This window comes from Streptomyces sp. NPDC055013 (assembly GCF_053608645.1).
Map to the genome: position 1 here is coordinate 220111 of NZ_JBSGVW010000002.1, position 26522 is coordinate 246632.

Sequence of the window (26522 nt, forward strand, 5' to 3'; positions counted from 1 at the left end):
GGAAGGTCACGCGTTCGATGCAAGAACTCGCGTTCCACCTAATCCGTCCGCCGTCATCGCAGCACTCACTCCTGCATGCTCAAGACGCCCAGGCACTGTCAATCGGCAGCAGTTCCAACCCCTTGGACCGCCTTGGTCGGCCCCGGACGTACGCTCGTGCCCACCATGACGACCGTAAGCATCCCCGCGGGCTGGCCCGCGACCGAGGAAGAGGCCCGCGCCGTCCAGGACGAGCTGCGGGAGAGGGTGGTGCTCGACGAGCCGGGGCCACCGCCCGGGTCGGGGCAGGTGACCGGCGTCGACGTGGCCTACGACGACGAGCGCGACGTGGTGGCGGCAGCGGCCGTCGTACTGGACGCCGCGACCCTGGAGGTCGTCGCCGAGTCCACGGCCGTCGGCCGGATCTCCTTCCCGTACGTCCCCGGCCTGCTCGCCTTCCGCGAGATCCCGACGGTGCTGGCCGCCCTCGACGCCCTGCCCTGCCCGCCCGGCCTGGTCGTCTGCGACGGCTACGGCCTCGCCCACCCCCGCCGCTTCGGGCTCGCCAGCCATCTCGGCGTCCTCACCGGCCTGCCTACGATCGGCGTCGCCAAGAACCCGTTCACCTTCACCTACGACGACCCCGCCCCCACACGCGGTTCGTCCGCACCCCTCCTGGCAGGCGACGAGGAGGTGGGCCGGGCCCTCCGCACCCGGGACACCGTCAAGCCGGTCTTCGTCTCGGCGGGCCACCGCGTAGCCCTCCCCAACGCCTGCGCCCACACCCTCGCGTTGACCCCCGAGTACCGCTTGCCGGAGACGACGCGCAGGGCGGATGCGCTGTGCCGACGGGTGTTGAAGGAGGCGACCGGTCCGAGGCCCGAACTGGCGGCCCGGGCAGCGGCGGACCCCACCCGGTCCTGGGGGCGGACCCTGTTCGAGCGCCAGGCCGATCCGGTCACCTGGGCCGGCCGTGTGCTCGCGGCGGCAGCGGAGGGCGCGGGCCGCACGCCGGAGGTCGAGGCTGCGCTGGCCCTGGCGGCCGACCGCGACCGATGGAGCACGGGCCGCGAGGTGTTCGATCAGGTCCGTGGGCGCGCGACAGCGGACGAGGGCCGCCTCCCGGCGGAGCAGGAGGCCCTTTTCCGTCTCGCCGAGCTGGTGGGCAAACTGGCCCACAACGCGGCCGGTCCTCCGCCGTTCTTCGACCACCATGCCGGCTGGCAGGTCGGGCCCCTGGCCGTGGGTCTCGCCACGGCCGCGCGCGATAGCGCCGTGCGGGACCGGATCGCCAACGCGTTGGGGGAGTGGCCGCCGCAGGAGCCGACGGCCTGAGCGAGCGGCCTGAGTACCTCGTCTGAGTACCCGTACGGATGTCAGCCCCTTGGGGTGGTCGGCAGGCTGAGCCGCATGACGACGCACCGCTCCCCCAAGCCCCTCGCCGACCCCGACCGCCCCGTCGAGCGTGCCGTGACCGCCGCGCTGGTTCTGGCGACGCTGGCCGGGCTCGGCTGGATCGTCGGGATGATCTACACGATCGCGGGGTGGCCGCTCTAGGGGCTGGGGCTTGGGCGGGAGACGGCTGCAGGATCGGTTCAGCGCGTGGCGGCCACCCGGAAGGTGATCCCCGCCGACCGCAGCCGCTCGATCAGGGCGTCTCCCATCGCGACGGCTGTCGTGACCTGCCCGGCCGTCGACGGCAGGTCGTCCAGGGCGAGGGACATCGCCCCCTCGGCGAACATCTTCGCCGTCTCCCCGTACCCCGGGTCCCCGCCCGACACCTCGGTGAAGACCCGCCGGCCGCCGCCCTCACCCACGAAGCGGACGGAGAACCAGCTCTTCGCGCGCTTCTCCGGGCCGGGCCCCTCACCCGGCTTGAGACGGTCGGACAACCACCGCCGGGCGGGTGGCAGTTGCGCGGCCGTGAAGAGCCCGCCCATCGCCGCGACACCGCCGAGCGCGATCGGCAGATGCCGTACGGCGGCGTAGTGGCGGTAGCGGAAGTCGGGGCCGTAGACATCGAGGGCCCGCGCGGACCGCTTGACGACCTGCGGGTCGATCGTCGGCAGCGGCACCGCCCACGCGCCGACCTCCTTGGCGAACCGGGGCGCGCCCGTCGGCGCCTGGGCCCGACGCCCCATCAGCCGCGGCTCGTGCCGGGCACGGTCACGCGCGGCGGCCAGCATCTGACGCCCGCGCGCGAACTGGTTGAGCGCCGACGCGAACGTGCCGCCCGAGAAGGTGGCATCTACGGTCACGAAACCGTCCACCGTCAGCGGCACGCCCTCCGGCAGCTGCTGGACGGTGAAGTACGCCCCCAGATCGTGCGGGACGGAGTCGAAACCGCAGGCGTGCACCAGCCGCGCACCCGTCTCACGCGCGCGTGCGTCGTGCCGGACGTACGTCCGGTCCACGAACTCCGGCTCACCGGACAGATCCAGATAGTCGGTGCCGGTGTCCGCGCAGGCCGCCACGAGGTCCTCGCCGTACGTCACGTAGGGGCCCACCGTCGTGGCCACCACACGCGCGTGCTCGGCGAGCCGGCGCATCGAGGCCGGATCGGAGACGTCCGCCTCCAGCAGCCCGACCCCCTTGCCGCCGTCCGGCAGCCGGTCGCGCAGCCGCTCCAGCCTCTCCTTGCTCCGACCGGCGATCGCCCAGCGCAACCCCTCGGGCGCATGCGCGGCCAGGTACTCCGCGGTGAGAATCCCGACGAATCCCGTCGCTCCGAAGAGCACGATGTCGTACGGGCGATCCGTCCTGTCCAGCCTGGTCATGACACCCCTCGGTCTCGCAGCACGCGCCGTTGTCGGTGGCCGAGGCTAGCGTGAGGGGTGCGGAGCCCGACGACGAGCCCGGAGGTTAGCGGTGGCCGTTCCCAGGACTGCCCTGAAGAAGTGGGAAAAAGTACGCGAGTTCGCCCTCGGGATGCCGGGCGCCGTCGAGGAGTTCCCGTGGGGCGAGACGGTCGCGAAGGTCAACAAGAAGGTGTTCGTCTTCCTCGGCGTCGCCGACGGCAGCTATCCGATGGGCGTCACCGTGAAGCTCAAGGGCGAGTCGGCCCACGCCCACGCCCTGACCTGCCCGGGCGCCGAGCCCGCCGGATACGGCCTGGGCAAGGCGGGCTGGGTGAGCATCCCGCTGGAGCAGAAGGGTGCCCCGGCGGCGGAGCTGCTGTGCGACTGGGTGGAGGAGAGCTACCGGGTGATCGCGCCGAAACGGCTGATAGCCGACCTGGACGGGCGCGACTGACCCGACAGGACGGTGACCGGCCGGGTGACCGGCCGGTAAATTGGCTAAGCGCTTGCTCGTCAGGTCTTGTGTCCGCTGGAACACGTTCTTAGCATCACTGGTGTTACATCAGTTGTGTCACGCCAATGGGGGCAGGATGACAACGGCACCGACGCCCGGGCACGGCCCGCTCACCGGCGTGCGCGTGGTCGAGCTGGCCGGAATCGGACCCGGCCCCTTCGCCGCCATGCTCCTGGCCGACCTGGGCGCCGACGTCGTCCGCGTGGACCGGCCCGGCGGCTCCGGACTCGCCATCAACACCGAGTACGACATCACCAACCGCAACAAGCGCTCCGTGATCGTCGACCTGAAGTCCCCCGAAGGCGCCGCCCGCGTCCTGGACCTCGCCGCCCGCGCCGACATCCTCATCGAGGGCAACCGCCCCGGCGTCGCCGAGCGCCTCGGCGTCGGCCCCGAGGCCTGCCACGCCCGCAACCCCCGCCTCGTCTACGGCCGCATGACCGGCTGGGGCCAGGAGGGGCCGCTCGCCCAGCGTGCCGGACACGACATCGCGTACATCGCGCTCACCGGCACCCTCGGCATGATCGGCAGCCCCGACGAACCCCCGGCCATCCCCGCCAACCTGGTCGGCGACTACGCCGGCGGCTCCCTCTACCTCGTCGTGGGTGTCCTCGCCGCCCTCCACCACGCGCGCGCGACCGGCACCGGCCAGGTCGTCGACGCCGCCATCGTCGACGGCACCTCCCACCTCGCCGCGATGATCCACGGCATGCTCGCCGCCGGCGGCTGGCAGGACCGGCGTGGCGCGAACCTCCTGGACGGCGGCTGCCCGTACTACGGCACCTACGAGACCGCCGACGGGCGGTACATGGCCGTGGGCGCTCTGGAGCCGCAGTTCTACGACGAGTTCGTGACCCTTCTGGAGATCCCCGAACACGCCGGCGCGCGCAAGGACTGGGCCCGCTGGGGCGAGCTGCGCGAGGCTGTCGCGGCCCGCTTCAAGGCCCGTACCCGGGACGAGTGGACGGCCGTGTTCGAGGGGTCCGACGCGTGCGTGGCGCCCGTACTGTCCCTGCACGAGGCCCCGCGGCACCCGCACCTGGCGGCCCGCGGCACCTTCACCGACCACGGCGGCATCACTCAGCCCGCTCCCGCGCCCCGCTTCTCCGCGACCCCCACCGCCGTACGGACCGGACCCGCCCCGCCGGGTGCCGACACCGCGGGCGTGGCGCGCGACTGGGACGTACCCGACCTGATGAAGGGCCTCGATGTGGAGGACCCCGGTATGAAGGGCCTCGAATGAAGCGGCAGATCTTCGCCCCCGAGCACGACGCGTTCCGCGCGACCGTGCGCAGCTTCCTGGCCAGGGAGGTGCTGCCGTACTACGAGCAGTGGGAGAAGGACGGCATCGTCTCCCGTGACGCCTGGCGCGCGGCCGGAAAGCAGGGCCTGCTCGGCTTCGCCGTGCCCGAGGAGTACGGAGGCGGCGGCACCCCCGACTTCCGCTACAGCGCCGTCCTCGCCGAGGAGTTCACCCGCGCGGGCGCCCCTGGCCTCGCGCTCGGCCTGCACAACGACATCATCGGCCCCTACCTCACCTCGCTCGCCACCGACGAGCAGAAGCGGCGCTGGCTGCCCGGCTTCTGCGACGGCACGCTGATCACGGCCATCGCCATGACCGAACCCGGCGCCGGTTCCGACCTCCAGGGCATCCGCACCCACGCCGAGGACCGCGGCGACCACTGGGTCCTCAACGGCTCCAAGACGTTCATCTCCAACGGCATCCTCGCCGACCTGGTGATCGTGGTAGCGAAGACGACCCCCGAGGGCGGCGCGCGCGGGCTGTCGCTGCTGGTCGTCGAGCGCGGCACGGAGGGCTTCGAGCGCGGCCGCAACCTCGACAAGATCGGCCAGAAGGCGCAGGACACGGCCGAGCTGTTCTTCCACGACGTCCGCGTGCCCAAGGAGAACCTCCTCGGGGACCTCGACGGCGCCTTCGTCCACCTGATGACGAACCTCGCGCAGGAGCGGCTGAGCATCGCGGTCTCCGCGATCGCCGCCGCCGAGCACCTGCTGGAGATCACCACCGAGTACGTCAAGGAACGCGAGGCCTTCGGCCGGCCGCTGGCCACCAAGCAGCACGTCCGGTTCGAGATCGCCGAGATGGCCACCGAGTGTGCCGTCACCCGCACCTTCCTCGACCGCTGCATAGCGGACCACGACAACGGCGAGCTCGACGCCGTGCACGCCTCCATGGCCAAGTGGTGGGCGACCGAGCTGCAAAAGCGCGTCGCCGACCGCTGCCTGCAACTGCACGGCGGCTACGGCTACATGAGCGAATTCCCGGTCGCCCGGGCCTTCACCGACGGCCGTATCCAGACCATCTACGGCGGGACGACCGAGATCATGAAGGAGATCATCGGCCGTTCCCTGCTGGGCTAAGGCTCCTTTTGCTCGGCTGACCCTCATCCCCGAAAGGCTTCCCAGTGAGCACCGAAGCGTACGTGTACGACGCGATCCGCACCCCGCGCGGCCGCGGCAAGGCGAGCGGCGCCCTGCACGGCACCAAGCCGATCGACCTGGTCGTCGGCCTCATCCACGAGCTCCGCGACCGCTTCCCGACGCTGGACCCGGCCGCGATCGACGACATCGTGCTCGGCGTCGTCGGCCCGGTCGGCGACCAGGGCTCCGATATCGCCCGCATCGCCGCGATCGCCGCCGGACTGCCGGACACGGTCGCGGGCGTACAGGAGAACCGCTTCTGCGCGTCGGGCCTGGAGGCCGTGAACATGGCCGCCGCCAAGGTCCGTTCGGGCTTCGAGGACCTCGTCCTCGCGGGCGGCGTCGAGTCCATGTCCCGGGTGCCGATGGCCTCCGACGGCGGCGCCTGGTTCAACGACCCGATGACCAACCTCTCCGTGAACTTCGTGCCGCAGGGCATCGGCGCCGACCTGATCGCCACCATCGAGGGCTTCTCGCGCCGCGACGTCGACGAGTACGCGGCGCTGTCCCAGGAGCGGGCGGCGACGGCCTGGAAGGAGGGGCGCTTCGACCGCTCCGTCGTCCCGGTCAAGGACCGCAGCGGCCTCGTCGTCCTCGACCACGACGAGCACATGCGCCCGGGCACCACCGCCGACTCCCTCGCCAAGCTGAAGGCGTCCTTCGCCGACATCGGCGACCTGGGCGGCTTCGACGCCGTCGCCCTGCAGAAGTACCACTGGGTCGAGAAGATCGACCACGTCCACCACGCGGGCAACTCCTCCGGCATCGTCGACGGCGCCTCACTCGTCGCGATCGGCAACAAGGAGGTCGGCGAGCGCTACGGCCTCACCCCGCGCGCCCGCATCATCTCCGCCGCCGTCTCCGGCTCCGAGCCCACCATCATGCTCACCGGCCCCGCGCCCGCGACCCGCAAGGCGCTCGCCAAGGCCGGGCTGACCATCGACGACATCGACCTCGTCGAGATCAACGAAGCCTTCGCTGCCGTCGTCCTGCGCTTCGTGAAGGACATGGGCCTGTCCCTGGACAAGGTCAACGTCAACGGCGGCGCCATCGCCCTCGGCCACCCGCTCGGCGCGACCGGCGCGATCATCCTCGGCTCGCTCGTCGACGAACTCGAGCGCCAGGACAAGCGGTACGGCCTCGCCACGCTGTGCGTGGGCGGCGGCATGGGCATCGCCACGATCGTCGAGCGCATCTGACCCCCTCCCGACGGATCACACGGAGCACCTCCACATGAGCACTGAGTCCACCACCATCCGCTGGGAACAGGACCGCGCCGGCGTCGTCACGCTCGTCCTCGACGACCCCAACCAGTCCGCGAACACCATGAACCAGGCGTTCCGCGACTCCCTCGCCGTCATCACCGACCGGCTGGAGGCCGAGAAGGACACCATCCGCGGTGTCATCATCACCTCCGCCAAGAAGACCTTCTTCGCCGGTGGCGACCTACGCGACCTGATCCGCGTCACGCCGGACACCGCGCAGGACCTCTTCGAGGGCGGCATGGCGATCAAGCGCCAGCTGCGGCGCATCGAGACCCTCGGCAAGCCGGTCGTCGCCGCGATGAACGGCGCGGCCCTGGGCGGCGGTTACGAGATCGCGCTCGCCTGCCACCACCGCATCGCCCTGGACGCGCCGGGCTCCAAGATCGGCTGCCCCGAGGTCACCCTCGGCCTGCTCCCGGGCGGCGGCGGCGTCGTCCGCACCGTCCGACTCCTCGGCATCGCCGACGCCCTGCTGAAGGTCCTCCTCCAGGGCACCCAGTACAACCCCCAGCGCGCCCTGCAGAACGGCCTGGTCGACGACGTGGCCGGCACCCAGGAGGAACTGCTCGCCAAGGCCCGCGCCTTCATCGAGGCCCACCCCGAGTCGCAGCAGCCCTGGGACCGACCGGGCTACAAGATCCCCGGCGGTACACCGGCCAACCCCAAGTTCGCGGCGAACCTGCCGGCCTTCCCGGCCAACCTGCGCAAGCAGACCAACGGCGCCCCCTACCCGGCGCCGCGCAACATCCTCGCGGCAGCCGTCGAGGGTTCCCAGGTCGACTTCGAGACCGCGCAGGCCATCGAGGCGCGCTACTTCGTGGAGCTGGCGGCGGGCCAGACGTCGAAGAACATGATCCAGGCGTTCTTCTTCGACCTCCAGGCCGTCAACTCCGGCGCCAACCGACCGGGCGGCATCGAGCCCCGCAAGGTCCGCAAGGTCGCCGTGCTGGGCGCCGGGATGATGGGCGCCGGCATCGCCTACTCGTGCGCCCGCGCGGGCATCGACGTGGTCCTGAAGGACGTGGCGCTGGAAGCCGCCGTCAAGGGCAAGGGCTACTCCGAGAAGCTGTGCGCCAAGGCGGTCTCCCGGGGCCGTACGACGCAGGAGAAGGCCGACGCGCTGCTGGCCCGCATCACGCCGACGGCCGATCCGCAGGACGTGGCCGGCTGCGACGCGGTGATCGAGGCCGTCTTCGAGAACCCCGAGCTCAAGCACAAGGTCTTCCAGGAGATCCAGGGCATCGTCGAGCCGGACGCGCTGCTGTGCTCCAACACCTCGACCCTGCCGATCACCGTGCTGGCCGAGGGAGTGGACCGCCAGGCCGACTTCGTCGGACTGCACTTCTTCTCGCCCGTCGACAAGATGCCGCTCGTCGAGATCATCAAGGGCGAGCGGACCGGCGACGAGGCGCTGGCCCGCGCCTTCGACCTGGTCCGGCAGATCAACAAGACCCCGATCGTCGTCAACGACTCCCGCGGCTTCTTCACCTCCCGCGTCATCGGCCACTTCATCAACGAGGGCGTGGCGATGGTCGGCGAGGGCATCGAGCCCGCGTCGGTGGAGCAGGCGGCGGCCCAGGCGGGCTACCCGGCCAAGGTCCTGTCCCTGATGGACGAGCTGACGCTCACCCTCCCGCGCAAGATCCGCAACGAGTCGAAGCGGGCCGTGGAGGAGGCGGGCGGCGTCTGGGCGTCCCACCCCGCCGAGGCCGTCATCGACCGCATGGTCGACGAGTTCGGCCGCGAGGGCCGCAGCGGGGGAGCGGGCTTCTACGACTACGACGAGGGCGGCAAGCGCGCAGGCCTCTGGCCCGGCCTGCGCGAGCACTTCACCCGCGAGGGCACGCAGATCCCCTTCCGGGACATGCAGGAACGCATGCTGTTCTCCGAGGCCCTGGACACGGTCCGGCTCCTGGAGGAAGGCGTCCTGACGTCGGTCGCCGACGCCAACATCGGCTCCATCTTCGGCATCGGCTTCCCCGGCTGGACCGGCGGTGTCCTGCAGTACATCAACGGCTACGAGGGCGGCGTCGCCGGTTTCACGGCCCGCGCGCGTGAGCTGGCGGAGCAGTACGGCGACCGGTTCGCGCCGCCGGCGCTGCTGGTGGAGAAGGCGGAGAAGGGGGAGCGCTTCGGGGACGCGTGACACCAGGGGCGGCGGGGGAGTTCATCGCTCCGCCGCCCCTGCCCGCCCCGCTCCGGAAGCCGATCTGCCCCTTCCGTAAAGCCCGTTGGGGAGCACAGGCCCCCTTGCTCAGTTCCTGACGGCTCATCACACTCGCCTCATGGAGACGCGTACCGCCCTGGTGACCGGAGCGGCACAGGGCCTCGGGCAGGAGTTCGCCGTCGCGCTCGCCGGGCGGGGGTACCGGGTCGCCGGTCTCGACCTCGTCCCGCAGCCGGAGACCGCCGGAAAGATCCTGGACTACGTGGAGTTGACGGCCGACGCCACCGACGAGACCCAGGTGTGCCAGGGGCTGGAGCGCGTCATCGACCGGTTCGGCACGCTGCATGTCGTGGTCAACAGTGCCGACGTCCACCCCGCGCACCCCTTCGAGGAGACGTCGGTCGAGGAGTGGCGCCGGACCATGCGCGTCAACCTGGAGGCGCCGTTCCTGGTGACCCGGGCCGCGCTGCCGTATCTGAAGGCGGCCGGCTGGGGCCGCGTCGTCAACATCGCCTCGGCGGCCGTACTGACCCCACCGCCCACGATGGTCCCGTACGTCGCCTCGAAGATGGGCTTGATCGGCTTCACACGCTCGCTCGCCGCTGCCCTCGCGCCGTACGACATCACGGTCAACGCCATAGCGCCCATCGAGCGCGGCGCCGGCGCGGACGGCGGCTTCGAGCACGGCCGCGACCGGCAGGCGGTGCCGAAGGCGCAGGCCCCCTCCGACCTCGTGTCGACGCTGCTGTACGTCGTGGACGAGGGCAGCGGCTTCCTGACCGGGCAGACGCTCAACGTGTCAGGCGGATCGGCCTTCCTCTGAGACGCCGCCCAGCCAATCCCGCAGCTCCTCGCGCAGGGATCGCTGAAAGGTCGTCAGCAGAGCCTGCACCACCAGGGGTTGCATGTGTGCGGACAGTGACTTCACGTCCTGCGTGGCGCGTTGTGAAACCTCACCACGAAAGAGCTGCGCCAACTCGTGCGCGGCGGACCGCGAGTGTCCGATGAGTACCTTGCGCGCCGCGAGGATCGCCTCCTGCGACAGCGGTACGTCCAGCAGCCCGACACCCAGCCGCAGCAGCCCGAGGTCGACGCGGTAGCCGTCGCCGCCGTCGTCCGGCTTCACCACACCCATCGCGGCCAGCCGCTCCACGTCGTCGTCGCCGAGCGCCCGCCCCGCCCGCCGCTCCAGCTCCGGCCGCGTCACCGTCTCCACGGCGTCCGGCGCCCAGGAGGCCACCACGGCCCGGTGAATGGCGAGGTCATGGGCGTCCAGATCCGGCGGCAGCTGCTGCACGTACCGCTCGATCGCCGCGAGCGTCATGCCCTGCTGCTGCAACTCCTCGATGAGCGCCAGCCGGGCCAGGTGCTCGCGCCCGTAGTGGCCCACTCTGCGCGGACCCAGCACCGGAGGCGGCAGCAGCCCTTTGGTGCCGTAGAACCGCACCGTGCGGACCGTCATGCCCGCCCGCGCGGCCAGCTCGTCGATCGTGAGGGTCGTCTCCTCGGTGCCGGTCGTCATGTGCAGCAGTATCGCTGTCTCACCGGTGCTGTGACACCACCGGCGACTCGTGGGGCGGGGCGGCACCTCCGTGTGAGAAGTAACGCTGTGTGACGTCCGCCACCGCGTGAGCCGGGTTTTCCGGGGGAAGGTGACCCCTTGGTCTGTGCACTTATCGAGCGCACAGGCCATACGTACGTCCGGCCACCCGAGCGCAATCCGCTCGGGCGCACCAGAGAGTGGTACCACCCGTGAGCAAGGACGCCGTGAACACGGCAGTGGCCGCACCTCGCACCGACGCGGCCCAGGTGCCCGCGGATGCGGGCGACGCCGGTTACAGCAAGGACCTCAAGGCCCGCCACGTCAACATGATCGCCATCGGCGGGGCCATCGGCACCGGCCTCTTCCTCGGCGCCGGCGGCCGCCTCCACAACGCGGGCCCGGCGCTGGCAATTGCCTACCTGGTCTGCGGCATCTTCGCCTTCTTCGTGGTGAGGGCCCTCGGCGAGCTCGTGCTCTACCGCCCCTCCTCGGGCTCCTTCGTGTCGTACGCGCGCGAGTTCCTCGGTGAGAAGGGCGCCTACGTCGCCGGCTGGATGTACTTCCTGAACTGGTCGACGACCGGCATCGCCGACATCACCGCGATCGCGCTCTACACGCACTACTGGAGCCTGTTCACCGACATCCCGCAGTGGGTATTGGCCCTGATCGCCCTGGCGGTGGTCCTCGCGGTGAACCTGATCTCGGTGAAGATCTTCGGCGAGATGGAGTTCTGGTTCGCGATCATCAAGGTCGCCACGCTGGTGGCCTTCATGTTCGTCGGCATCTTCCTGCTCGCCACGCAGCAGGAGGTGGGCGGTACGACGCCCGGTCTCAGTGTCATCACCGACAACGGCGGCGTCTTCCCGCACGGCCTGATGCCCGTCGTCCTGGTCATGCAGGGTGTGATCTTCGCGTACGCCGCCCTGGAGCTGGTCGGCGTCGCGGCGGGCGAGACCGCCGAGCCGGAGAAGGTCGTCCCGCGCGCGGTGAACTCGATCATGTGGCGCGTCGGCCTCTTCTACGTCGGCTCGGTCGTCCTGCTGGCCCTCCTCCTGCCCGGCTCGGTCTACTCGGCCGACCAGAGCCCGTTCGTCACGGTCCTGTCGAAGATCGGCGTCCCGGCCGCCGGCGACGTGATGAACCTGGTGGTCCTGACGGCGGCGATGTCCTCCCTCAACTCCGGTCTCTACTCGACGGGCCGCATCCTGCGTTCCATGGCGATGGCGGGCTCGGCCCCGAAGTTCACGGCGCGCATGAACCGCAGCCAGGTGCCCTACGGCGGCATCCTGCTCACCTGCGCGGTGTGCGTGCTCGGCGTCGGCCTGAACTACCTCATGCCCAGCCAGGCCTTCGAGATCGTGCTGAACGTCGCTTCCCTCGGCATCATCTCGACCTGGGTGATCATCATGGTCTGCCACCTGATCTTCGTCCGCCGCGCCAAGGCGGGCCTGGTGGACCGACCGCACTTCCGTCTCCCCGGCAGCCCGGTCACGGAGATCGCCACGATCGTCTTCCTGCTCGCCTGCCTCGCCATGATGTGGAACGACCCCGAGGTCGGCCGCAAGACCCTTCTCCTCATCCCGGTGATCGCCGCGATGCTGGTCGCAGGCTGGTACGCGATCCGCCGCAGGGCGACCCGCGCGGAGGACCAGGAGCTGACCGAGCTCACGAAGTAATTCGAAGGCCGTTGTCAGAGGCGGCCTCTACGGTGGCGTCATGTCGGAGATCACGTATGTCCGGGGTGACGCCACCGTTCCGTCGGTCAGGGGCGTCAAGGTGATCGCCCACGTCTGCAACGACATCGGGGGATGGGGAAAGGGCTTCGTCCTGGCCCTGTCGCGCCGCTGGCCGGAACCGGAGAAGTCCTACCGCGCATGGCACCGCGAGCGCGCCTCGAACGACCTCGGGCTGGGCGCGGTCCAGTTCGTCCAGGTCGAGCCGTACGTCTGGGTGGCCAACATGGTCGGCCAGCGTGGAATCCGCACCGGCAGCAAGGGCGTACCCGTGCGCTACGAGGCGATCGACGCGGCGCTGGAGCGGCTGGCCGACAGGACGACGGAGCTCGGCGCGTCCATACACATGCCGCGGATAGGCTGCGGTCTGGCCGGTGGCAAGTGGTCCCATGTCGAGCCGCTGATCACCGAGCGGCTGGTCCGACGGGGGATCGCCGTCACGGTCTACGACCACGGGGAGGGCCGGAGTTGAGCCGCGACACCGACGTCCTGGTGCTGGGCGGCGCCGGCGTGGACACCATCGTGTACGTCCCCGAGCTGCCGCTCCCGTACGCCGACAGTTACATGATCGACTCGGGGATCCGCACCCGCGCCGGGCAGACCGGGGACTTCGTGGCCGTCGGACTGAGCAGCCTCGGTCTGCGTACCCACCACGTCGACTTCCTCGGCGAGGACCCTGAGGGCGACCTCGTGCGCGCCCTGCACCGCGAGCACGGCATCGCCCTCACCGCGATCCCGCAGCCCGCCGGCACCAAGCGCGCGGTCAACCTGGTCGGGCCGGACGGACGGCGGCTGTCCCTGTACGACACGAGCCGCGGACACTCCGAGGACCGCTTGCCGGAAGAGACGGTCCGGGCTCTCGCCGCCGCGAGCCGACATGCCCACGTCTCCATCACCCAACCGTGCGCCCACGCCCTGCCGATCCTCCTCGAGGCCGGTGTCACGCTCTCCACCGACCTCCACAACTGGGACGGCGAGAATCCGTACCACGAGCCGTTCGCCCACGCGGCGGACGTCGTGTTCCTGTCGACGGCCGCCCTGGACGACCCCGAACGGACGATGCGCCGTATCGCCGAGCGGGGGAGGGCCCAGGTGGTCTTGGCCACGGCCGGAGCCGAGGGCGCCCACCTGCTGGCCGACGGCGAGTTGAGTCACGTCCCGCCGGTCCGGCCCGCGGCCCCCGTGGTCGACTCCAACGGCGCCGGTGACGCCTTCGCGGCCGCCTTCCTCCACGGCATGCTCACCGGCGAGCCACCGCACCGCTGCGCTCTGTACGGCGCGGTGGCCGGCGCCCATGCCTGCACGGTGCCGTCCACGCGGACGGCGCCGATGGGCAGGGACGAACTCATCGAGCGCGCAGCCGCATTCGAGGGGTCATAGGGCGCCGGACGACGTCAGTGCTCGTGCACGCCGTTCGTCGCCGCGATCTTCTTCCAGGACTTCGGCTGCACCGGATCCGTGTCCGACCTGGCGATGGACGCCGCGCGTGCGGCCGGCGCGGCCGGCTTCGACGGCTCGAACAGCCAGGTGTCGAAGAGCGCTGCCAGCGGCTGCCCGGACACCTCCTCGGCGTACCGCCGGAAGTCGGCCACCGACGCGTTGCCGTAGGCGTACTTCTGCGTCCAGCCCTTGAGGATGGCGAAGAACGCCTCGTCCCCGATCTCGTTGCGCAGTGCCTGCAGGGTCAGCGCACCCCGGTCGTAGACCGCGATGTGGAACTGCTTCTCCGGCCCCGGATCCCCGGGCTTGACCGTCCAGAACGCATCGCCGGCCGCACGCGACGCGTACACGTAGTCGGCGATCTCCTGCGCCGTCCCCTCACCCTCGTGCTCCGACCACAGCCACTGTGCGTAGCGGGCGAAGCCCTCGTTGATCCAGATGTCCTTCCAGTCCTTCACGGACACCAGGTCGCCGTACCACTGGTGGGCGATCTCATGGACGACGATGGAAGTGTTCGTCCCGTTCGCGAAGTTCGACGGGCTGTAGAACGGCCGGGTCTGCGTCTCCAGCGCGTACCCGGTCTTCGTGTTCGGCACATAGCCGCCGAGCGCGTTGTAGGGGTACGGCCCGAAGTACCCGCTCAGCCAGTCGGCGATCTCCCCGGTCCGCTCGATACTCGCCCGCGCCGCCCCGGAGTTGGCGCCCAGGTCCTTGCTGTACGCGTTGATGACCGGAATGCCGCTCTCGCTCGTCCCCGTCGTCACGTCGAACCGGCCTACCGCGAGCGTGGCCAGATACGTCGCCTGCGGTCTGTCGGAGCGCCAGTTGTAGCGGGTCCAGCCCAGGCGTGAACTCGTCGACTGCAGCGTGCCGTTGGAGATGGCCTGCGTGCCGTCCGGGACCAGCACCGAGACGTCGTACGTCGCCTTGTCGAGCGGGTGGTCGTTGCTGGGGAACCACCACCAGGCGGCCTCGGGCTCGTTCGCCCCGACTCCGCCGTCCGCAGTGCGGTGCCAGCTGGTGAAGCCGTACGCCTCCTTCGACGACGGCACGCCGCGGTAGCGCACGACCACCGTGACGTCCGTGCCCTTGGCCAGCGGCTTCTTCGGCGTGATCTCCAGCTCGTGCTCGCCCGAGGTCGCGAACGACGCCTTCGCGCCGTTGACCCGGACCTCGCTGACGTCCAGCAGGAAGTCGAGGTTGAACCGGGACAGATCCTGCGTGGTCCTCGCCAGCAGGGTCGCCGTCCCCTCCAGCTCGTCCGTGGCCGGCTGGTACTTCAGCCGGAGGTCGTAGTGGGAGACGTCGTATCCGCCGTTGCCGTAGGCCGGGTAGTAGGGGTCGCCGATGCCCGGAGCGCCGGGGGAGTGGCTCGCGGCCGACGCCGGGATCGCCAGCATCAGCGAGGCGGCCGCCAGTGCGCCCGGCGCCATGAATCTGCGGTGCACGAAAGCTCCAAGTCGTAGGGGCCCGAAGTCTGTCCGGAGCCTATTCACCACCTGTGTCACGGGTGTGTCCATGACCACGGCTGTCACACGATCGCCATTCGGCCGACATGAGTCCACTCGTCCGGCAGACGTTTATCGGCCACACGTGACCTCACACGCCATCAGTCGCCCCCTTCTGCACGAGAGTTGACCGATGTACCGTCCGCGCATGCCGAAACGCATGCGCTTCACGATCTGGAGACCGCTCGCGACGGTGGCCGCAGCCGCGCTGACGGCCACGTTCCTCTCACCCGCGACGGCGCACGCCGCCCCGCGGGAGAGCAAGCCCGTGTACTCGTACGAGAACGCCATCCGCGAGGCCGTATGGGTGGACACCGGACTCGACGACGACCGCGACGGAAAGACCGACCGCGTCGCCGTCGACGTCGTCCGCCCCCGGGAGGCGGCCGCGCAGGGCCGCAGGATCCCCGTCATCATGGACGCCAGCCCGTACTACTCCTGCTGCGGGCGCGGCAACGAGAGCCAGAAGAAGACGTACGACGCCGACGGCGCCGTCGTCCAGATGCCGCTGTTCTACGACAACTACTTCGTGCCCCGCGGCTACGCCTTCGTCGGCGTCGACCTCGCCGGCACCAACCGTTCCGACGGCTGCGTGGACGTCGGCGGCCGCTCCGACATCCTCTCCGCGAAGGCCGTCGTCGACTGGCTGAACGGCCGCGGCAAGGCGTACACGACCCGCACCGGCACGACCAAGGCCAAGGCGACCTGGACCAACGGCCGCACCGGCATGATCGGCAAGAGCTGGGACGGCACCATCGCCAACGGCGTCGCCGCAACCGGCGTCGAGGGCCTGAGGACCATCGTCCCGATCAGCGCCATCTCCTCCTGGTACGACTACTACTTCCAGCAGGGCGCCCCGCTGTACGACTCCGGCCCCGAGTGGCTCTCCGACTACGTCAACAGCCCCGATGCCCGCGCCAAGTGCGGCGCAGTTCAGCAGAAGCTCATCGACGGGGCCCCGCGCACGGGTGACTGGACGCCGCTGTGGACCGAGCGTGACTACGTGAAGGACGCGCGCAAGGTCAGGGCGAGTGTCTTCCTGATCCACGGCATGCAGGACCTCAACGTCCGTATGAAGCACGTCGGCCAGTGGTGGGACGCCCTGGCGAAGCACGGTGTCGAGCGCAAGATCTGGCTCTCCCAGACCGGCCACGTCGACCCCTTCGACTTCCGCCGCGCCGAGTGGGTCGAGACCCTGCACCGCTGGTTCGACCACGAACTCCTCGGCTACGACAACGGCATCGACCGTGAGCCGATGGCCGACATCGAGCGCCACCCCGACCAGTGGAGCACCTCCAAGGTCTGGCCGCCGCGCGGCACCGACGCGACCATCCTGCGCCCCGCCAAGGGTGCCGAGGCCGGCGTCGGCACCCTCGGCCTGCGCAAGGGCAAGGGCACCGAGACCTTCACCGACGACCCGCAGCACAGCGAGACCGACTGGGCCGCGAACATCGACCGGGCCACCCCGGACAAGGCGGGCTTCGTCACCGAGCCGCTCACCCGCGACCTGCGCCTGTCCGGCTCCTCCGAGGTCACCGTCACCGCGACCCCGACCACCTCGACGGCCCACCTCTCCGCCGTCCTCGTGGACCTCGGCCCCGACACCATCCGCGACTACGCGTCGAGCGGCGAAGGCATCACCACCCTCACCGACCGCACCTGCTGGGGCGCGAGCACCACCGGCGACGCCTCCTGTTTCAAGGAGACGCGGGCCAAGACGGCCGACGTGGGCCACACCGTCGTCAGCCGCGGCTGGGCCGACCTGGGCAACCACGCCTCCGACCTGAAGGGCGCACCGCTCACCCCGGGCAAGGCGTACACGATCACCCTCGACCTGGCGGCCACCGACCACGTGGTGCCGGCCGGCCACCGCCTCGCCCTGATCGTCGCGGGCACCGACAGGGACCTGATCGACCCTCCGTCGACCAAGCCGACGCTCACCCTCGATCTCTCCCGGACCAAGGCCCGCGTCCCGCTGGTCGGCGGCGCCCACGCCTTCGCACGCGCCACGTCGGGCTCCGTCCCCGCGGCTCCCGAGGCCGCGCCGCTCGACGGCCTGACCGCACCCCGCACGCCCACTCACCGCATCCCGGAGGGAGGCCAGTGACCCGCACCCGAGCAGTCACCCTGGTCGCCGCGGCCCTCGCCGCATCCATCGTCGCCGTACCGGCCCACGCCGCCGACTCCACGCCCCGCACCGGCTTCGAGAAGTCGAACGGCGCCCGCTGGACCAGCCAGCCCGAGGAGCAGGACTTCCTCGCGACCGTCGACAAGGCGAGCAAGCGGGTCTCCGTCAGCCGTATCGGCACGACGAAGCAGGACCGCCCGCTCCAGCTCGTCCGGATCGGCACCCGCCCCACCTCGAACAAGGTGCTGCTGATCTGCAGCCAGCACGGCGACGAACCCTCCGGCCGCGAGGCCTGCCTGTCCACCGTCCGCGACCTGGCTTACGCGAAGGACCGGCAGACCCGGCGCTTCCTGGAGCGCACCACCCTGCTGGTGGTGCCCACGGCCAACCCCGACGGCCGTGCCGCCGACACCCGCGGCAACAGCGACGGCGTGGACGTCAACCGCGACCACCTCGCGCTGCAGACCGCCGAGGGGCGCGCCATGGCCGCGGTCATCCGCGACCAGCGCCCCGACGTGATCTACGACCTGCACGAGTACGGCGCCACACCCCCGTACTACGACAAGGACCTGTTCGACCTGTGGCCGCGCAACCTCAACACGGACGCCCGCGTCCACGACGAGGCGCAGGCCCTCTCCGGGTCGTACGTGCGCCCTGCCGCGTCCGGCGCCGGTTACTCGACCGGCACGTACGGGATCTGGACCGACCCCGAGACGGGCGAGCCGATCAAGCAGGTCGCCGGTGACGGGCAGGAACGCATCCTGCGGAACATGTCCGGCGTCAAGCACTCGGTGGGCCTGCTGATCGAGAGCCGCGTCGATCCGCTGACCGAGGAGGAGAAGGCCGACGAGTCGCTCAACAACCGGCGCCGGGTGTACTCCCAGGTCGCGGCGCTGGACGGCCTGTTCGACTTCACCGACGCCCGTCGCGGACAGGTCGATGCGGCGACCGGCCTGGCCAGGCTCGCGGGCTTCGCCGACACCGGGCCCGTCTACGTCGGCGGCGCCGACAACGACCCGGCCGAACCCGCCGAGGTGATCGCGGACCCGCCCTGCGGTTACCGGCTCACCACCGACCAGTACGCGCAGATCAAGGATGAGCTCACGCTGCACGGAGTGAAGGCCAAATCGACCGATACTGGTGCTTTTGTGCCGCTTAGGCAGTCTTTGCGTGCCCTTGTTCCGCTCCTCCTGGATGAGCGCGCTCCATATCACCTCGCCGCCGGTGAGCCCGACACCGGCTGCTGAAACGGCTGCGATCGGCGGAATCTGTGGTAGGTCCTGGGAGACGACGTGGAGAGGGCGTATCCACGGTTTCCCGGGGAAGGTGCCGCTGATGACTGACGATCTTAAGAAGAGAGGTGGCCGGGAAGGCCCTGCGGACGACCCCGGCCACCGCAGCACCGACCGAGTGGTGTTCGGCGTCACCGCCGTCATCACCCTGGCCTTCGTGATCTGGGGCTGGACCGCCACGGACTCGCTGGAGAGCGTGTCCACGAAGATGCTCGACGGCCTGATCCACAACGGCGGCTGGGCCTTCATGCTCGCCGCCTCCTGCTTCGTGGTCTTCGCCCTGTGGCTGGCGATCAGCCGCTACGGCCGCATCCACCTCGGCGCCGAGGGTGAGGAACCCGAGTTCAAGACCGTGTCCTGGGTCGCGATGATGTTCAGCGCGGGCATGGGTATCGGACTGATGTTCTACGGCGTGAGCGAGCCGCTCTCGCACTACAACGCCCCACCGCCCGGCACCACCCCCGCCGACTCCGCCGAGCGCATGGAGACGGCGATGGCCACCACCCTCTTCCACTGGACGCTGCACCCCTGGGCGATCTACGCGGTGGTCGGCCTCGCCATCGCCTACAGCACCTTCCGCAAGCGGCGCCGCCAGACCATCAGCGCGGTGTTCACCCCGCTGATCGGTGAGAAGCACGCCAACGGCGCCGGGGGACGGGTGATCGACATCCTCGCGATCATCGCCACCGTCTTCGGCTCCGCGGCCTCCCTCGGCCTCGGTGCGCTCCAGATCGGCTCCGGCTTCCAGGAGCTGGACTGGATGGACGACGTGAGCGAGGGCCTGCTCGTCGCCATCATCGCCGTACTGACCCTGGCCTTCGTCCTCTCGGCCGTCTCCGGCATCGAGCGGGGCATCCAGTGGCTGTCCAACACCAACATGGTGCTCGCCCTGATCCTCGCGGTCTTCGTGTTCATCGCGGGCCCCACGATCATCGTGCTCGACCTGCTGCCCACCTCGATCTTCGCCTACCTGGGCGACCTGCCCCAGCTCGCCGGCCGCACCGAGGCCAGCGGCGGCGAAGGAGTCGCGGACTGGCTCGGCAGCTGGACCGTCTTCTACTGGGCCTGGTGGATCTCCTGGACGCCCTTCGTGGGCATGTTCATCGCCCGCATCAGCCGCGGGCGCACCATCCGGCAGTTCGTCGGCGGCGTCATCCTCGTGCCCAGCACCGTCAGTCTGATCTGGTTCGCGATCTTCGGCGGTACGGCGATGAAGCTGAAGGAGGGCGGCGCACTCGGCGGTGAGGAGACCCCGGAGGGTCAACTCTTCGCCGTCCTGCAGGAGTTCCCTATCGCGACCGTCACCAGCCTGCTGGTGATGATCCTGGTCGGCATCTTCTTCGTCTCGGGAGCCGACGCCGCGTCCATCGTGATGGGCACGCTGTCCCAGAAGGGCGCACTGGAACCCGGCCGGTTCGTCGTCGTGTTCTGGGGTGTGGTGACCGGAGCCGTCGCCGCCATCATGCTGCTCGTCGGAAGCGGTCAGGGCGATGCGCTCACCGGCCTGCAGAACCTCACGATCCTGGCCGCCGCGCCGTTCGTCCTCGTGATGATCGGCATGTGCGTCGCACTCGTGCGCGACCTGCGCCGGGACCCGATCATCGTGCGCACCGAGATGGGCTCGGAGGCCGTCGAACTCGCGGTGATCGAGGGCCACAAGAAGTACGACGGAGACTTCGAGATCAGGGTCGGCCCGGGCGCCGGCACCGAGACGGAGGGCGACCCGCTGGGCCACGACCACGGCTGAGCGGTACGCACGCACGCGGGAGGGGGCGAGCCGCAGAGCCGCCTCCTCCACGTGACTCGGCCCCGGGTGGCCGGCGTGTTCCTTCGGTCAGCCGTTCGCCGTCGGCCGGGGACGTATGCGGAATATGTCATGCCGCGCTCATATCGGTCCCGCTCTGGGGATACTCACAGCATGTCTGCCGAGTACGCGACCTTCGGCCTGGCACCGGCGATGCGTGCCGGTGGCGTCCTCGCCAACGGTGACTACCAGGTGCACCGGGATTTCGTGGACTTCATCGTCGACGGACGCCCGCTGCTGTTCCAGCTCTCCGACCTCGACGCCGTCTCCCCTCTCGCCTCCGACGTCCCGCCAGCCATCTTCACCGCACAGGTCCGCAGCCTGCTGCTGGAGGCGGAGGCCCCGCTTCCAGGCGGCCGCTACGTCATCTACGGCTGCCCCGAATGCGAGGACCTCGCCTGCGGAGCGGTCACCGCGCTCATCGACAAGGTGGGCGACGACTACGTCTGGCGGGACTTCGCCTGGCAGACCGACGAACACGCCGACCTGGAGCTCAACGGCTACCACGGCATCGGGCCCTTCCGCTTCCACGCCGCCGAGTACCGCTCGGCGCTGGGTTCCCTGCTCGACACCGACTCCGAGGCGCCCCGCCGCCGGGTCCTGCTCATCGGCGCCCGCGTCGCCCTCCTGGCCAAGCTCGCCGCCGCCCTGCGCACCATCGGCATCGGCGTCGAGATCACCCATGACGTGAGCGGCGTCGCCGTCGACGAACTGCGCACCTACGGCGCCGTCGCCTTCGGCCGTGGCATCGGCGAGGAAAACCGCGCCGCCGCACGCCGCGCCTTCACGGAGGCCGGAGTCGACGTGGCGTACGTCGACGGCCTCGCGCCGATCGTGCCGTTGCTGGTCGCGCAGATCGAACACGCCCTGGACCGCAGCCCGGTCGAACAGCGGCGCCTGACCCGTCTGGTGGCCGCCGACGGCGAGGCTGGCGTCGAGGTCACCTCGCCGTGCCGCGTCCAGCTCACCGCGTACCGCCTCGACCGCCTCTACCGCACCCACACCCACGAGGTCTTCGACGGCGTCCTGGAAGCGGGCCGCCATCGCATCGCGCTGGACGCGAAGGCAGTGAAGGGGGAATCGTTCGTGGTGGCGCGGACCTCGGGGGGTGTGCTGGTGGAGGCGATGGCGCGGTGAGGGCGCAGGAGTCCTCGGAGACGATGGCGCGCTGAGACGAAGGTGCTCGCGGCCCTGCGCGGCGACTAGGATCGCGCTCTGTGAGTGCCACCCTCGTCGCCAAGAACCTCGCCGCCGGTCACGGCGACCGTTCCCTGTTCAGCGGGCTCGACCTCGTCGTGGCGCCCGGAGACGTGATCGGCCTGGTAGGGGCCAACGGCGCGGGCAAGTCCACGCTGCTGCGCCTGCTCGCCGGGCTGACCGCACCGGAGGAGGGCGAGCTGCGGCTGTCCCCGCCGACCGCGACCGTCGGTCACCTCCCGCAGGAGCCGGAGCGGCGGCCGGGCGAGACCGTGCGCGAGTTCCTGGCCCGGCGCACCGGAGTCGCCGAGGCCCAGCGGACCATGGACGAGGCGACCCAGGCCCTCGTCGACGGGGCACCGGGCGCGGACGACGCGTACGCCACCAGCCTGGAGCGCTGGCTGGACCTGGGCGGCGCCGACCTCGACGAGCGGGCGGAGGAGACCGCCGACTCGCTGGGCCTGGCCGTGGACCTGGACCAGCCGATGACCTCCCTGTCCGGCGGCCAGGCGGCACGAGCCGGCCTCGCCTCGCTGCTCCTGTCGCGCTACGACGTCTTCCTGCTCGACGAGCCGACGAACGACCTGGACCTCGACGGCCTGGAGCGCCTGGAGCGCTTCGTCGGCGGCCTGCGCGCCGGCACCGTGGTCGTCAGCCACGACCGCGAGTTCCTCACCCGCACGGTCACCAAGGTCCTCGAACTCGACCTCGCCCAGCAGCAGATCAACCTCTACGGCGGTGGCTACCAGGCCTACCTGGAGGAGCGGGACGTGGCCCGCCGCCACGCCCGTGACGACTACGAGGAGTACGCCGACAAGAAGGCCGCCCTCCAGGACCGGGCGCAGACCCAGCGCGCCTGGATGGACAAGGGCGTGAAGAACGCGCGGCGCAAGGCGAGCAACGACAACGACAAGATCGGCCGCAAGTTCCGCAGCGAGGCCAGCGAGAAGCAGGCCGCGAAGGCCCGCCAGACCCAGCGCATGATCGAGCGTCTGGAGGTCGTCGACGAGCCGCGCAAGGAGTGGGACCTGCGCATGGAGATCGCCTCGGCACCGCGTTCGGGCGCGGTGGTCGCGACCCTGCGCGACGCCGAGGTACGACGCGGCGGCTTCAGTCTGGGCCCGGTGTCCTTGCAGATCGACTGGGCGGACCGGGTGGCCGTCACGGGCGCCAACGGCGCGGGCAAGTCGACGCTGCTGGGCGCCCTGCTGGGCCGTATCCCTCTCACCGGCGGACAGTCGGCGCTCGGCTCCGGTGTCCTGATCGGCGAGGTAGACCAGGCCCGCAAGCTGTTCCACGGCGAGGAGTCCCTCCTGGACGCCTTCTGCGCCGCGGTGCCGGACACCGAACCGGCGGAAGTGCGCACCCTTCTGGCCAAGTTCGGACTGAAGTCGGACCACGTCCTGCGCTCGGCGGCCACCCTCTCCCCGGGGGAACGCACCCGGGCCGCGCTGGCGCTGCTGCAGGGCCGGGGCGTCAACCTCCTGGTCCTCGACGAGCCGACCAACCACCTCGACCTGCCGGCCATCGAGCAACTGGAATCGGCCCTGGACGCCTATGAGGGCACACTGCTCCTGGTCACCCACGACCGCCGGATGCTCGACGCGGTCCATGTCACGCGCCGCCTGGAGGTCGCCGACGGCAAGGTGACCGAGCGCTAGCGAGGAACTCCGCGGCCGGCTCAGGCGAGCCGGGCGGCCAGCTCCGGGTAGTCGACGACGAACCCGTCGTCGTCGAACTCGATGTCGCTGCGGAAGTCGCCGGAGGCGAAGCGAATCCGGTTGTGCCCCAGGTGCGTGTAGGTCTGGCGGGACGGGAGGACGGCCAGGTCGGGCACCGACACCCATGCCATCAGGAACTCCCGTTCCCCGGGCGCCAGAAGGAGCCCGTGCCGCAGCACCGGCATCGTGTTGGTGAGCGGGCACAGGCCCAGGTCGCAGTCGAGGGCGCCGTCGACTGCGGGCACGTGCTCGCCGTCGGCCGTCCACCGGCCCGCTCCGTCGTGCCGCAGGTCGAGCGTGCGCGTGCCGACCGCGGACTCGGCGGTGACACGCAGCCGACGCGTCACGAAGCCGTCCGCCGTGTCGAGTTCGTACGAGATCCAGTACGGCTCCGGCGTCGTCCCGACCGCTCGGCCGCGGGCTCGCAGGGCATCGTCGCCGAGCTCGGTCCACGCGGTCTCGATGCCCTTGCTCCCCGACACCGCCCAGGTGATGACACGCGACTTCGGCATGCCGTCACCCTAGGGGCGAACGGGCCCGGACCCTCCGTGTCACTTCCGTGTCGCTCGGAGAGTCCGGTCCGCCTGTCGTGTCAGCGCTTGCCCTTCGGGTCGACCAGGCCGGCGCGGCGCAGGGCGTCGGCCATCGCGCTGTTCGCCGGAGGCGGTGCCTGGCGCGAGCCACCTCCGCCTCCGCCTCCGCCTCCGCCGCCGCGGCTCTGGCGCTGCTGGGGCGGCCGGCCACCCCGCTGCCGGCGCTCGCCGCCGCCCCCGCCCTGCTGACGCTCGGGAGCCGCCTCGTCGTCGAGGCGCAGGGTCAGGGAGATCCGCTTGCGCGGGATGTCGACGTCGAGGACCTTCACCTTGACGATGTCACCGGGCTTGACCACGTCCCGCGGGTCCTTGACGAACGTCTTCGACATCGCCGAGACATGCACCAGCCCGTCCTGGTGGACACCGACGTCCACGAACGCCCCGAACGCCGCCACGTTCGTCACGACGCCCTCCAGGACCATCCCGGAGGCCAGGTCGGAGATCTTCTCGACGCCCTCCTTGAAGGTGGCCGTCTTGAAGGCGGGACGCGGGTCGCGCCCGGGCTTCTCCAGCTCCTTGAGGATGTCCGTGACGGTCGGCAGACCGAACGTCTCGTCCACGTAGTCGTTCGCCCTCAGCGACCGCAGCACGCTCGTGTTGCCGACGAGTGCGGCGACCTGCTGGCCCGACGTCTTCACCATCCGCCGGACCACGGGGTACGCCTCGGGGTGCACGCTGGACGCGTCCAGCGGGTCGTCGCCGCCGCGGATGCGCAGGAAGCCCGCGCACTGCTCGTACGCCTTCGGGCCGAGCCGTGCCACGTTCTTCAGCTGCGAGCGGGAATTGAACGGGCCGTTCGCGTCGCGGTGGGACACGATGTTCTCGGCGAGTCCGGAGGTGATGCCGGAGACGCGCGCGAGCAGGGGTGCGGAGGCGGTGTTGACGTCGACGCCTACGCCGTTCACACAGTCCTCCACCACCGCGTCCAGCGAGCGCGACAGCTTCACCTCGGACAGGTCGTGCTGGTACTGGCCGACGCCGATCGACTTCGGGTCGATCTTCACCAGCTCGGCGAGCGGGTCCTGGAGCCGGCGCGCGATGGAGACCGCGCCGCGCAGCGACACGTCCATGTCGGGCAGCTCCTGGGACGCGAACGCGGAGGCCGAGTACACCGAGGCGCCGGCCTCGGACACCATCACCTTGGTGAGCTGCAACTCCGGGTGCTTGGTGATCAGTTCACCGGCGAGCTTGTCCGTCTCGCGCGACGCCGTGCCATTGCCGATCGCGACCAGTTCGACCGCGTGCTCCTTCGCCAGGCGGGCGAGCTTGGCGATCGCCTCGTCCCACTTGTTCGCCGGGACGTGCGGATGGATCACGTCCGTGGCCACCACCTTGCCGGTGGCGTCGACGACGGCGACCTTCACACCCGTACGGAAGCCGGGGTCCAGGCCCAGCGTCGCGCGCGTGCCGGCGGGGGCGGCGAGCAGCAGGTCGCGGAGGTTGGCCGCGAACACGCCCACGGCCTCGTCCTCGGCGGCGGTGCGCAGGCGCAGCCGCAGGTCGATGCCGAGGTGGACGAGGATGCGGGTCCGCCAGGCCCAGCGGACCGTGTCCTTCAGCCACTTGTCGCCGGGGCGGCCGCGGTCGGCGATCGCGAACCTGTGGGCGACGATGCCCTCGTACGACGAGGGCCCCTCGGTGGGCTCCTCCGGCTCCAGGACGAGGTCGAGGACCTCCTCCTTCTCGCCGCGCAGCATCGCCAGGATGCGGTGCGAGGGCAGCTCGGTGAACGGCTCGGCGAAGTCGAAGTAGTCCGCGAACTTCGCGCCGGCCTCCTCCTTACCCTCCCGCACCTTGGCGGCCAGCCGGCCGCGCCCCCACATGCGCTCGCGCAGCTCGCCGATCAGGTCGGCGTCCTCCGAGAACCGCTCCGTGAGGATCGCCCGGGCGCCGTCCAGGGCGGCCTGCGGATCGGCCACGCCCTTGTCGGCGTCCACGAACGCCGCGGCGGCCGCGAGGGGGTCGACCGCCGGGTCGCCGAGCAGACCCTCGGCGAGCGGCTCGAGGCCGGCCTCGCGGGCGATCTGTGCCTTGGTCCTGCGCTTCGGCTTGTACGGCAGGTAGATGTCCTCGAGCCGCGCCTTCGTCTCGGCGGCGCGGATCCGGGCCTCCAACTCCTCGGTCAGCTTGCCCTGCTCACGCACCGACTCGAGGATCGCGGTGCGCCGCTCCTCCAGCTCCCGCAGATAGCGCAGCCGCTCCTCGAGCGTGCGCAGCTGCGCATCGTCGAGCATCTCCGTCGCTTCCTTGCGGTAGCGGGCGATGAAGGGCACCGTCGAACCGCCGTCGAGCAGCTCCACGGCGGCCTTCACCTGCCGCTCTCGTACGCCGAGCTCCGCGGCGATCCTGTCTTCGATGGACCCTACGAGGGGTGTCGTCACGATCCCGTCCCGCCTTC

20 protein-coding genes and 1 pseudogene are annotated in these 26522 nt (G+C 70.6%); 16 read left to right on the top strand and 5 right to left on the bottom strand.

Annotation, left to right across the window (positions count from 1 at the left end):
• Positions 1 to 165 precede the first annotated feature (165 nt).
• Positions 166 to 849 (top strand): annotated as a pseudogene (locus ACWGDB_RS03640) (endonuclease V); the annotation flags it as partial.
• 540 nt (positions 850 to 1389) lie between these two features.
• A complete protein-coding gene (gene mmpA / locus ACWGDB_RS03645; RefSeq protein WP_164905106.1) occupies positions 1390 to 1536 on the top strand; it encodes a morphogenic membrane protein MmpA in 147 nt (48 codons plus the stop codon).
• Positions 1537 to 1574: 38 nt separating this feature from the next.
• On the opposite strand, the gene ACWGDB_RS03650 is transcribed toward mmpA, so the two are convergent.
• Positions 1575 to 2756 carry a saccharopine dehydrogenase family protein gene (locus ACWGDB_RS03650; protein ID WP_453820911.1) on the bottom strand — a complete coding sequence of 394 codons (1182 nt, stop codon included), beginning with the start codon at positions 2754 to 2756 and terminating at the stop codon, positions 1575 to 1577.
• Between the two features lie 91 nt (positions 2757 to 2847).
• On the opposite strand from ACWGDB_RS03650, the gene ACWGDB_RS03655 reads away from it, so the two are divergent.
• The 6 genes from ACWGDB_RS03655 (at position 2848) to ACWGDB_RS03680 (ending at position 9988) form a co-directional block, all read left to right on the top strand.
• The gene (locus ACWGDB_RS03655) at positions 2848 to 3231 is read left to right on the top strand and encodes an MmcQ/YjbR family DNA-binding protein (protein WP_453820912.1); all 384 of its coding nucleotides are present in this window, start codon (positions 2848 to 2850) and stop codon (positions 3229 to 3231) included.
• 136 nt (positions 3232 to 3367) lie between these two features.
• A complete protein-coding gene (locus tag ACWGDB_RS03660; RefSeq protein WP_453820913.1) occupies positions 3368 to 4534 on the top strand; it encodes a CaiB/BaiF CoA transferase family protein in 1167 nt (388 codons plus the stop codon).
• The gene (locus ACWGDB_RS03665; protein WP_383622063.1) at positions 4531 to 5673 is read left to right on the top strand and encodes an acyl-CoA dehydrogenase family protein; all 1143 of its coding nucleotides are present in this window, start codon (positions 4531 to 4533) and stop codon (positions 5671 to 5673) included. The genes ACWGDB_RS03660 and ACWGDB_RS03665 overlap by 4 nt, the downstream gene beginning before the upstream one ends.
• Positions 5674 to 5717: 44 nt before the next feature.
• A complete protein-coding gene (locus ACWGDB_RS03670; protein ID WP_453820914.1) occupies positions 5718 to 6932 on the top strand; it encodes an acetyl-CoA C-acetyltransferase in 1215 nt (404 codons plus the stop codon).
• 34 nt (positions 6933 to 6966) lie between these two features.
• A complete protein-coding gene (locus ACWGDB_RS03675; RefSeq protein ID WP_453820915.1) occupies positions 6967 to 9144 on the top strand; it encodes a 3-hydroxyacyl-CoA dehydrogenase NAD-binding domain-containing protein in 2178 nt (725 codons plus the stop codon).
• 139 nt (positions 9145 to 9283) lie between these two features.
• On the top strand, positions 9284 to 9988 hold the full coding sequence (locus tag ACWGDB_RS03680; RefSeq protein ID WP_453820916.1) for an SDR family NAD(P)-dependent oxidoreductase: 705 nt from the start codon (positions 9284 to 9286) through the stop codon (positions 9986 to 9988).
• Here the strand turns inward: ACWGDB_RS03680 and ACWGDB_RS03685 are convergent.
• Positions 9965 to 10687: a MerR family transcriptional regulator gene (locus ACWGDB_RS03685; protein ID WP_383600508.1), complete on the bottom strand. Its 723-nt coding sequence runs from the start codon at positions 10685 to 10687 to the stop codon at positions 9965 to 9967. The genes ACWGDB_RS03680 and ACWGDB_RS03685 overlap by 24 nt on opposite strands.
• 230 nt (positions 10688 to 10917) lie before the next feature.
• Between ACWGDB_RS03685 and ACWGDB_RS03690 the strand changes: the two genes are divergently transcribed.
• Genes ACWGDB_RS03690 through ACWGDB_RS03700 form a run of 3 tightly spaced genes read left to right on the top strand, consistent with a single transcriptional unit; the run spans position 10918 to position 13821 of the window.
• Positions 10918 to 12384, top strand: a complete 1467-nt coding sequence (locus tag ACWGDB_RS03690; RefSeq protein ID WP_453820917.1) for an amino acid permease — start codon at positions 10918 to 10920, stop codon at positions 12382 to 12384.
• Positions 12385 to 12424: 40 nt separating this feature from the next.
• Positions 12425 to 12913 carry a macro domain-containing protein gene (locus ACWGDB_RS03695; RefSeq protein ID WP_453820918.1) on the top strand — a complete coding sequence of 163 codons (489 nt, stop codon included), beginning with the start codon at positions 12425 to 12427 and terminating at the stop codon, positions 12911 to 12913.
• Positions 12910 to 13821, top strand: a complete 912-nt coding sequence (locus ACWGDB_RS03700) for a PfkB family carbohydrate kinase (protein ID WP_453820919.1) — start codon at positions 12910 to 12912, stop codon at positions 13819 to 13821. The genes ACWGDB_RS03695 and ACWGDB_RS03700 overlap by 4 nt, the downstream gene beginning before the upstream one ends.
• 14 nt (positions 13822 to 13835) lie before the next feature.
• On the opposite strand, the gene ACWGDB_RS03705 is transcribed toward ACWGDB_RS03700, so the two are convergent.
• On the bottom strand, positions 13836 to 15329 hold the full coding sequence (locus ACWGDB_RS03705; RefSeq protein ID WP_453820920.1) for a M1 family metallopeptidase: 1494 nt from the start codon (positions 15327 to 15329) through the stop codon (positions 13836 to 13838).
• A 208-nt stretch (positions 15330 to 15537) separates the two neighbouring features.
• Here ACWGDB_RS03705 and ACWGDB_RS03710 point away from each other — a divergent pair, with 208 nt between their 5' ends.
• From ACWGDB_RS03710 to ACWGDB_RS03730, 5 genes are all read left to right on the top strand, one after another.
• A complete protein-coding gene (locus ACWGDB_RS03710; RefSeq protein ID WP_453820921.1) occupies positions 15538 to 17496 on the top strand; it encodes a Xaa-Pro dipeptidyl-peptidase in 1959 nt (652 codons plus the stop codon).
• A complete protein-coding gene (locus ACWGDB_RS03715) occupies positions 17493 to 18764 on the top strand; it encodes a M14 family metallopeptidase (protein ID WP_453820922.1) in 1272 nt (423 codons plus the stop codon). Before ACWGDB_RS03710 ends, ACWGDB_RS03715 begins: the two co-directional genes overlap by 4 nt.
• A gap of 88 nt (positions 18765 to 18852) precedes the next feature.
• Positions 18853 to 20556 (top strand): BCCT family transporter, encoded by a 1704-nt coding sequence (locus tag ACWGDB_RS03720; RefSeq protein WP_453820923.1) that lies wholly within the window; start codon positions 18853 to 18855, stop codon positions 20554 to 20556.
• A 171-nt stretch (positions 20557 to 20727) separates the two neighbouring features.
• Complete coding sequence (locus ACWGDB_RS03725) at positions 20728 to 21750, top strand: oxidoreductase (protein WP_453820924.1); 1023 nt, start codon at positions 20728 to 20730, stop codon at positions 21748 to 21750.
• An 80-nt stretch (positions 21751 to 21830) separates the two neighbouring features.
• Entirely contained in the window at positions 21831 to 23471 is a 1641-nt protein-coding gene (locus ACWGDB_RS03730) for an ABC-F family ATP-binding cassette domain-containing protein (RefSeq protein ID WP_453820925.1), read from the top strand.
• Positions 23472 to 23491: 20 nt separating this feature from the next.
• On the opposite strand, the gene ACWGDB_RS03735 is transcribed toward ACWGDB_RS03730, so the two are convergent.
• Complete coding sequence (locus tag ACWGDB_RS03735) at positions 23492 to 24043, bottom strand: putative glycolipid-binding domain-containing protein (protein ID WP_453820926.1); 552 nt, start codon at positions 24041 to 24043, stop codon at positions 23492 to 23494.
• An 80-nt stretch (positions 24044 to 24123) separates the two neighbouring features.
• A complete protein-coding gene (locus ACWGDB_RS03740) occupies positions 24124 to 26505 on the bottom strand; it encodes a Tex family protein (RefSeq protein ID WP_453820927.1) in 2382 nt (793 codons plus the stop codon).
• Positions 26506 to 26522: the final 17 nt, after the last annotated feature.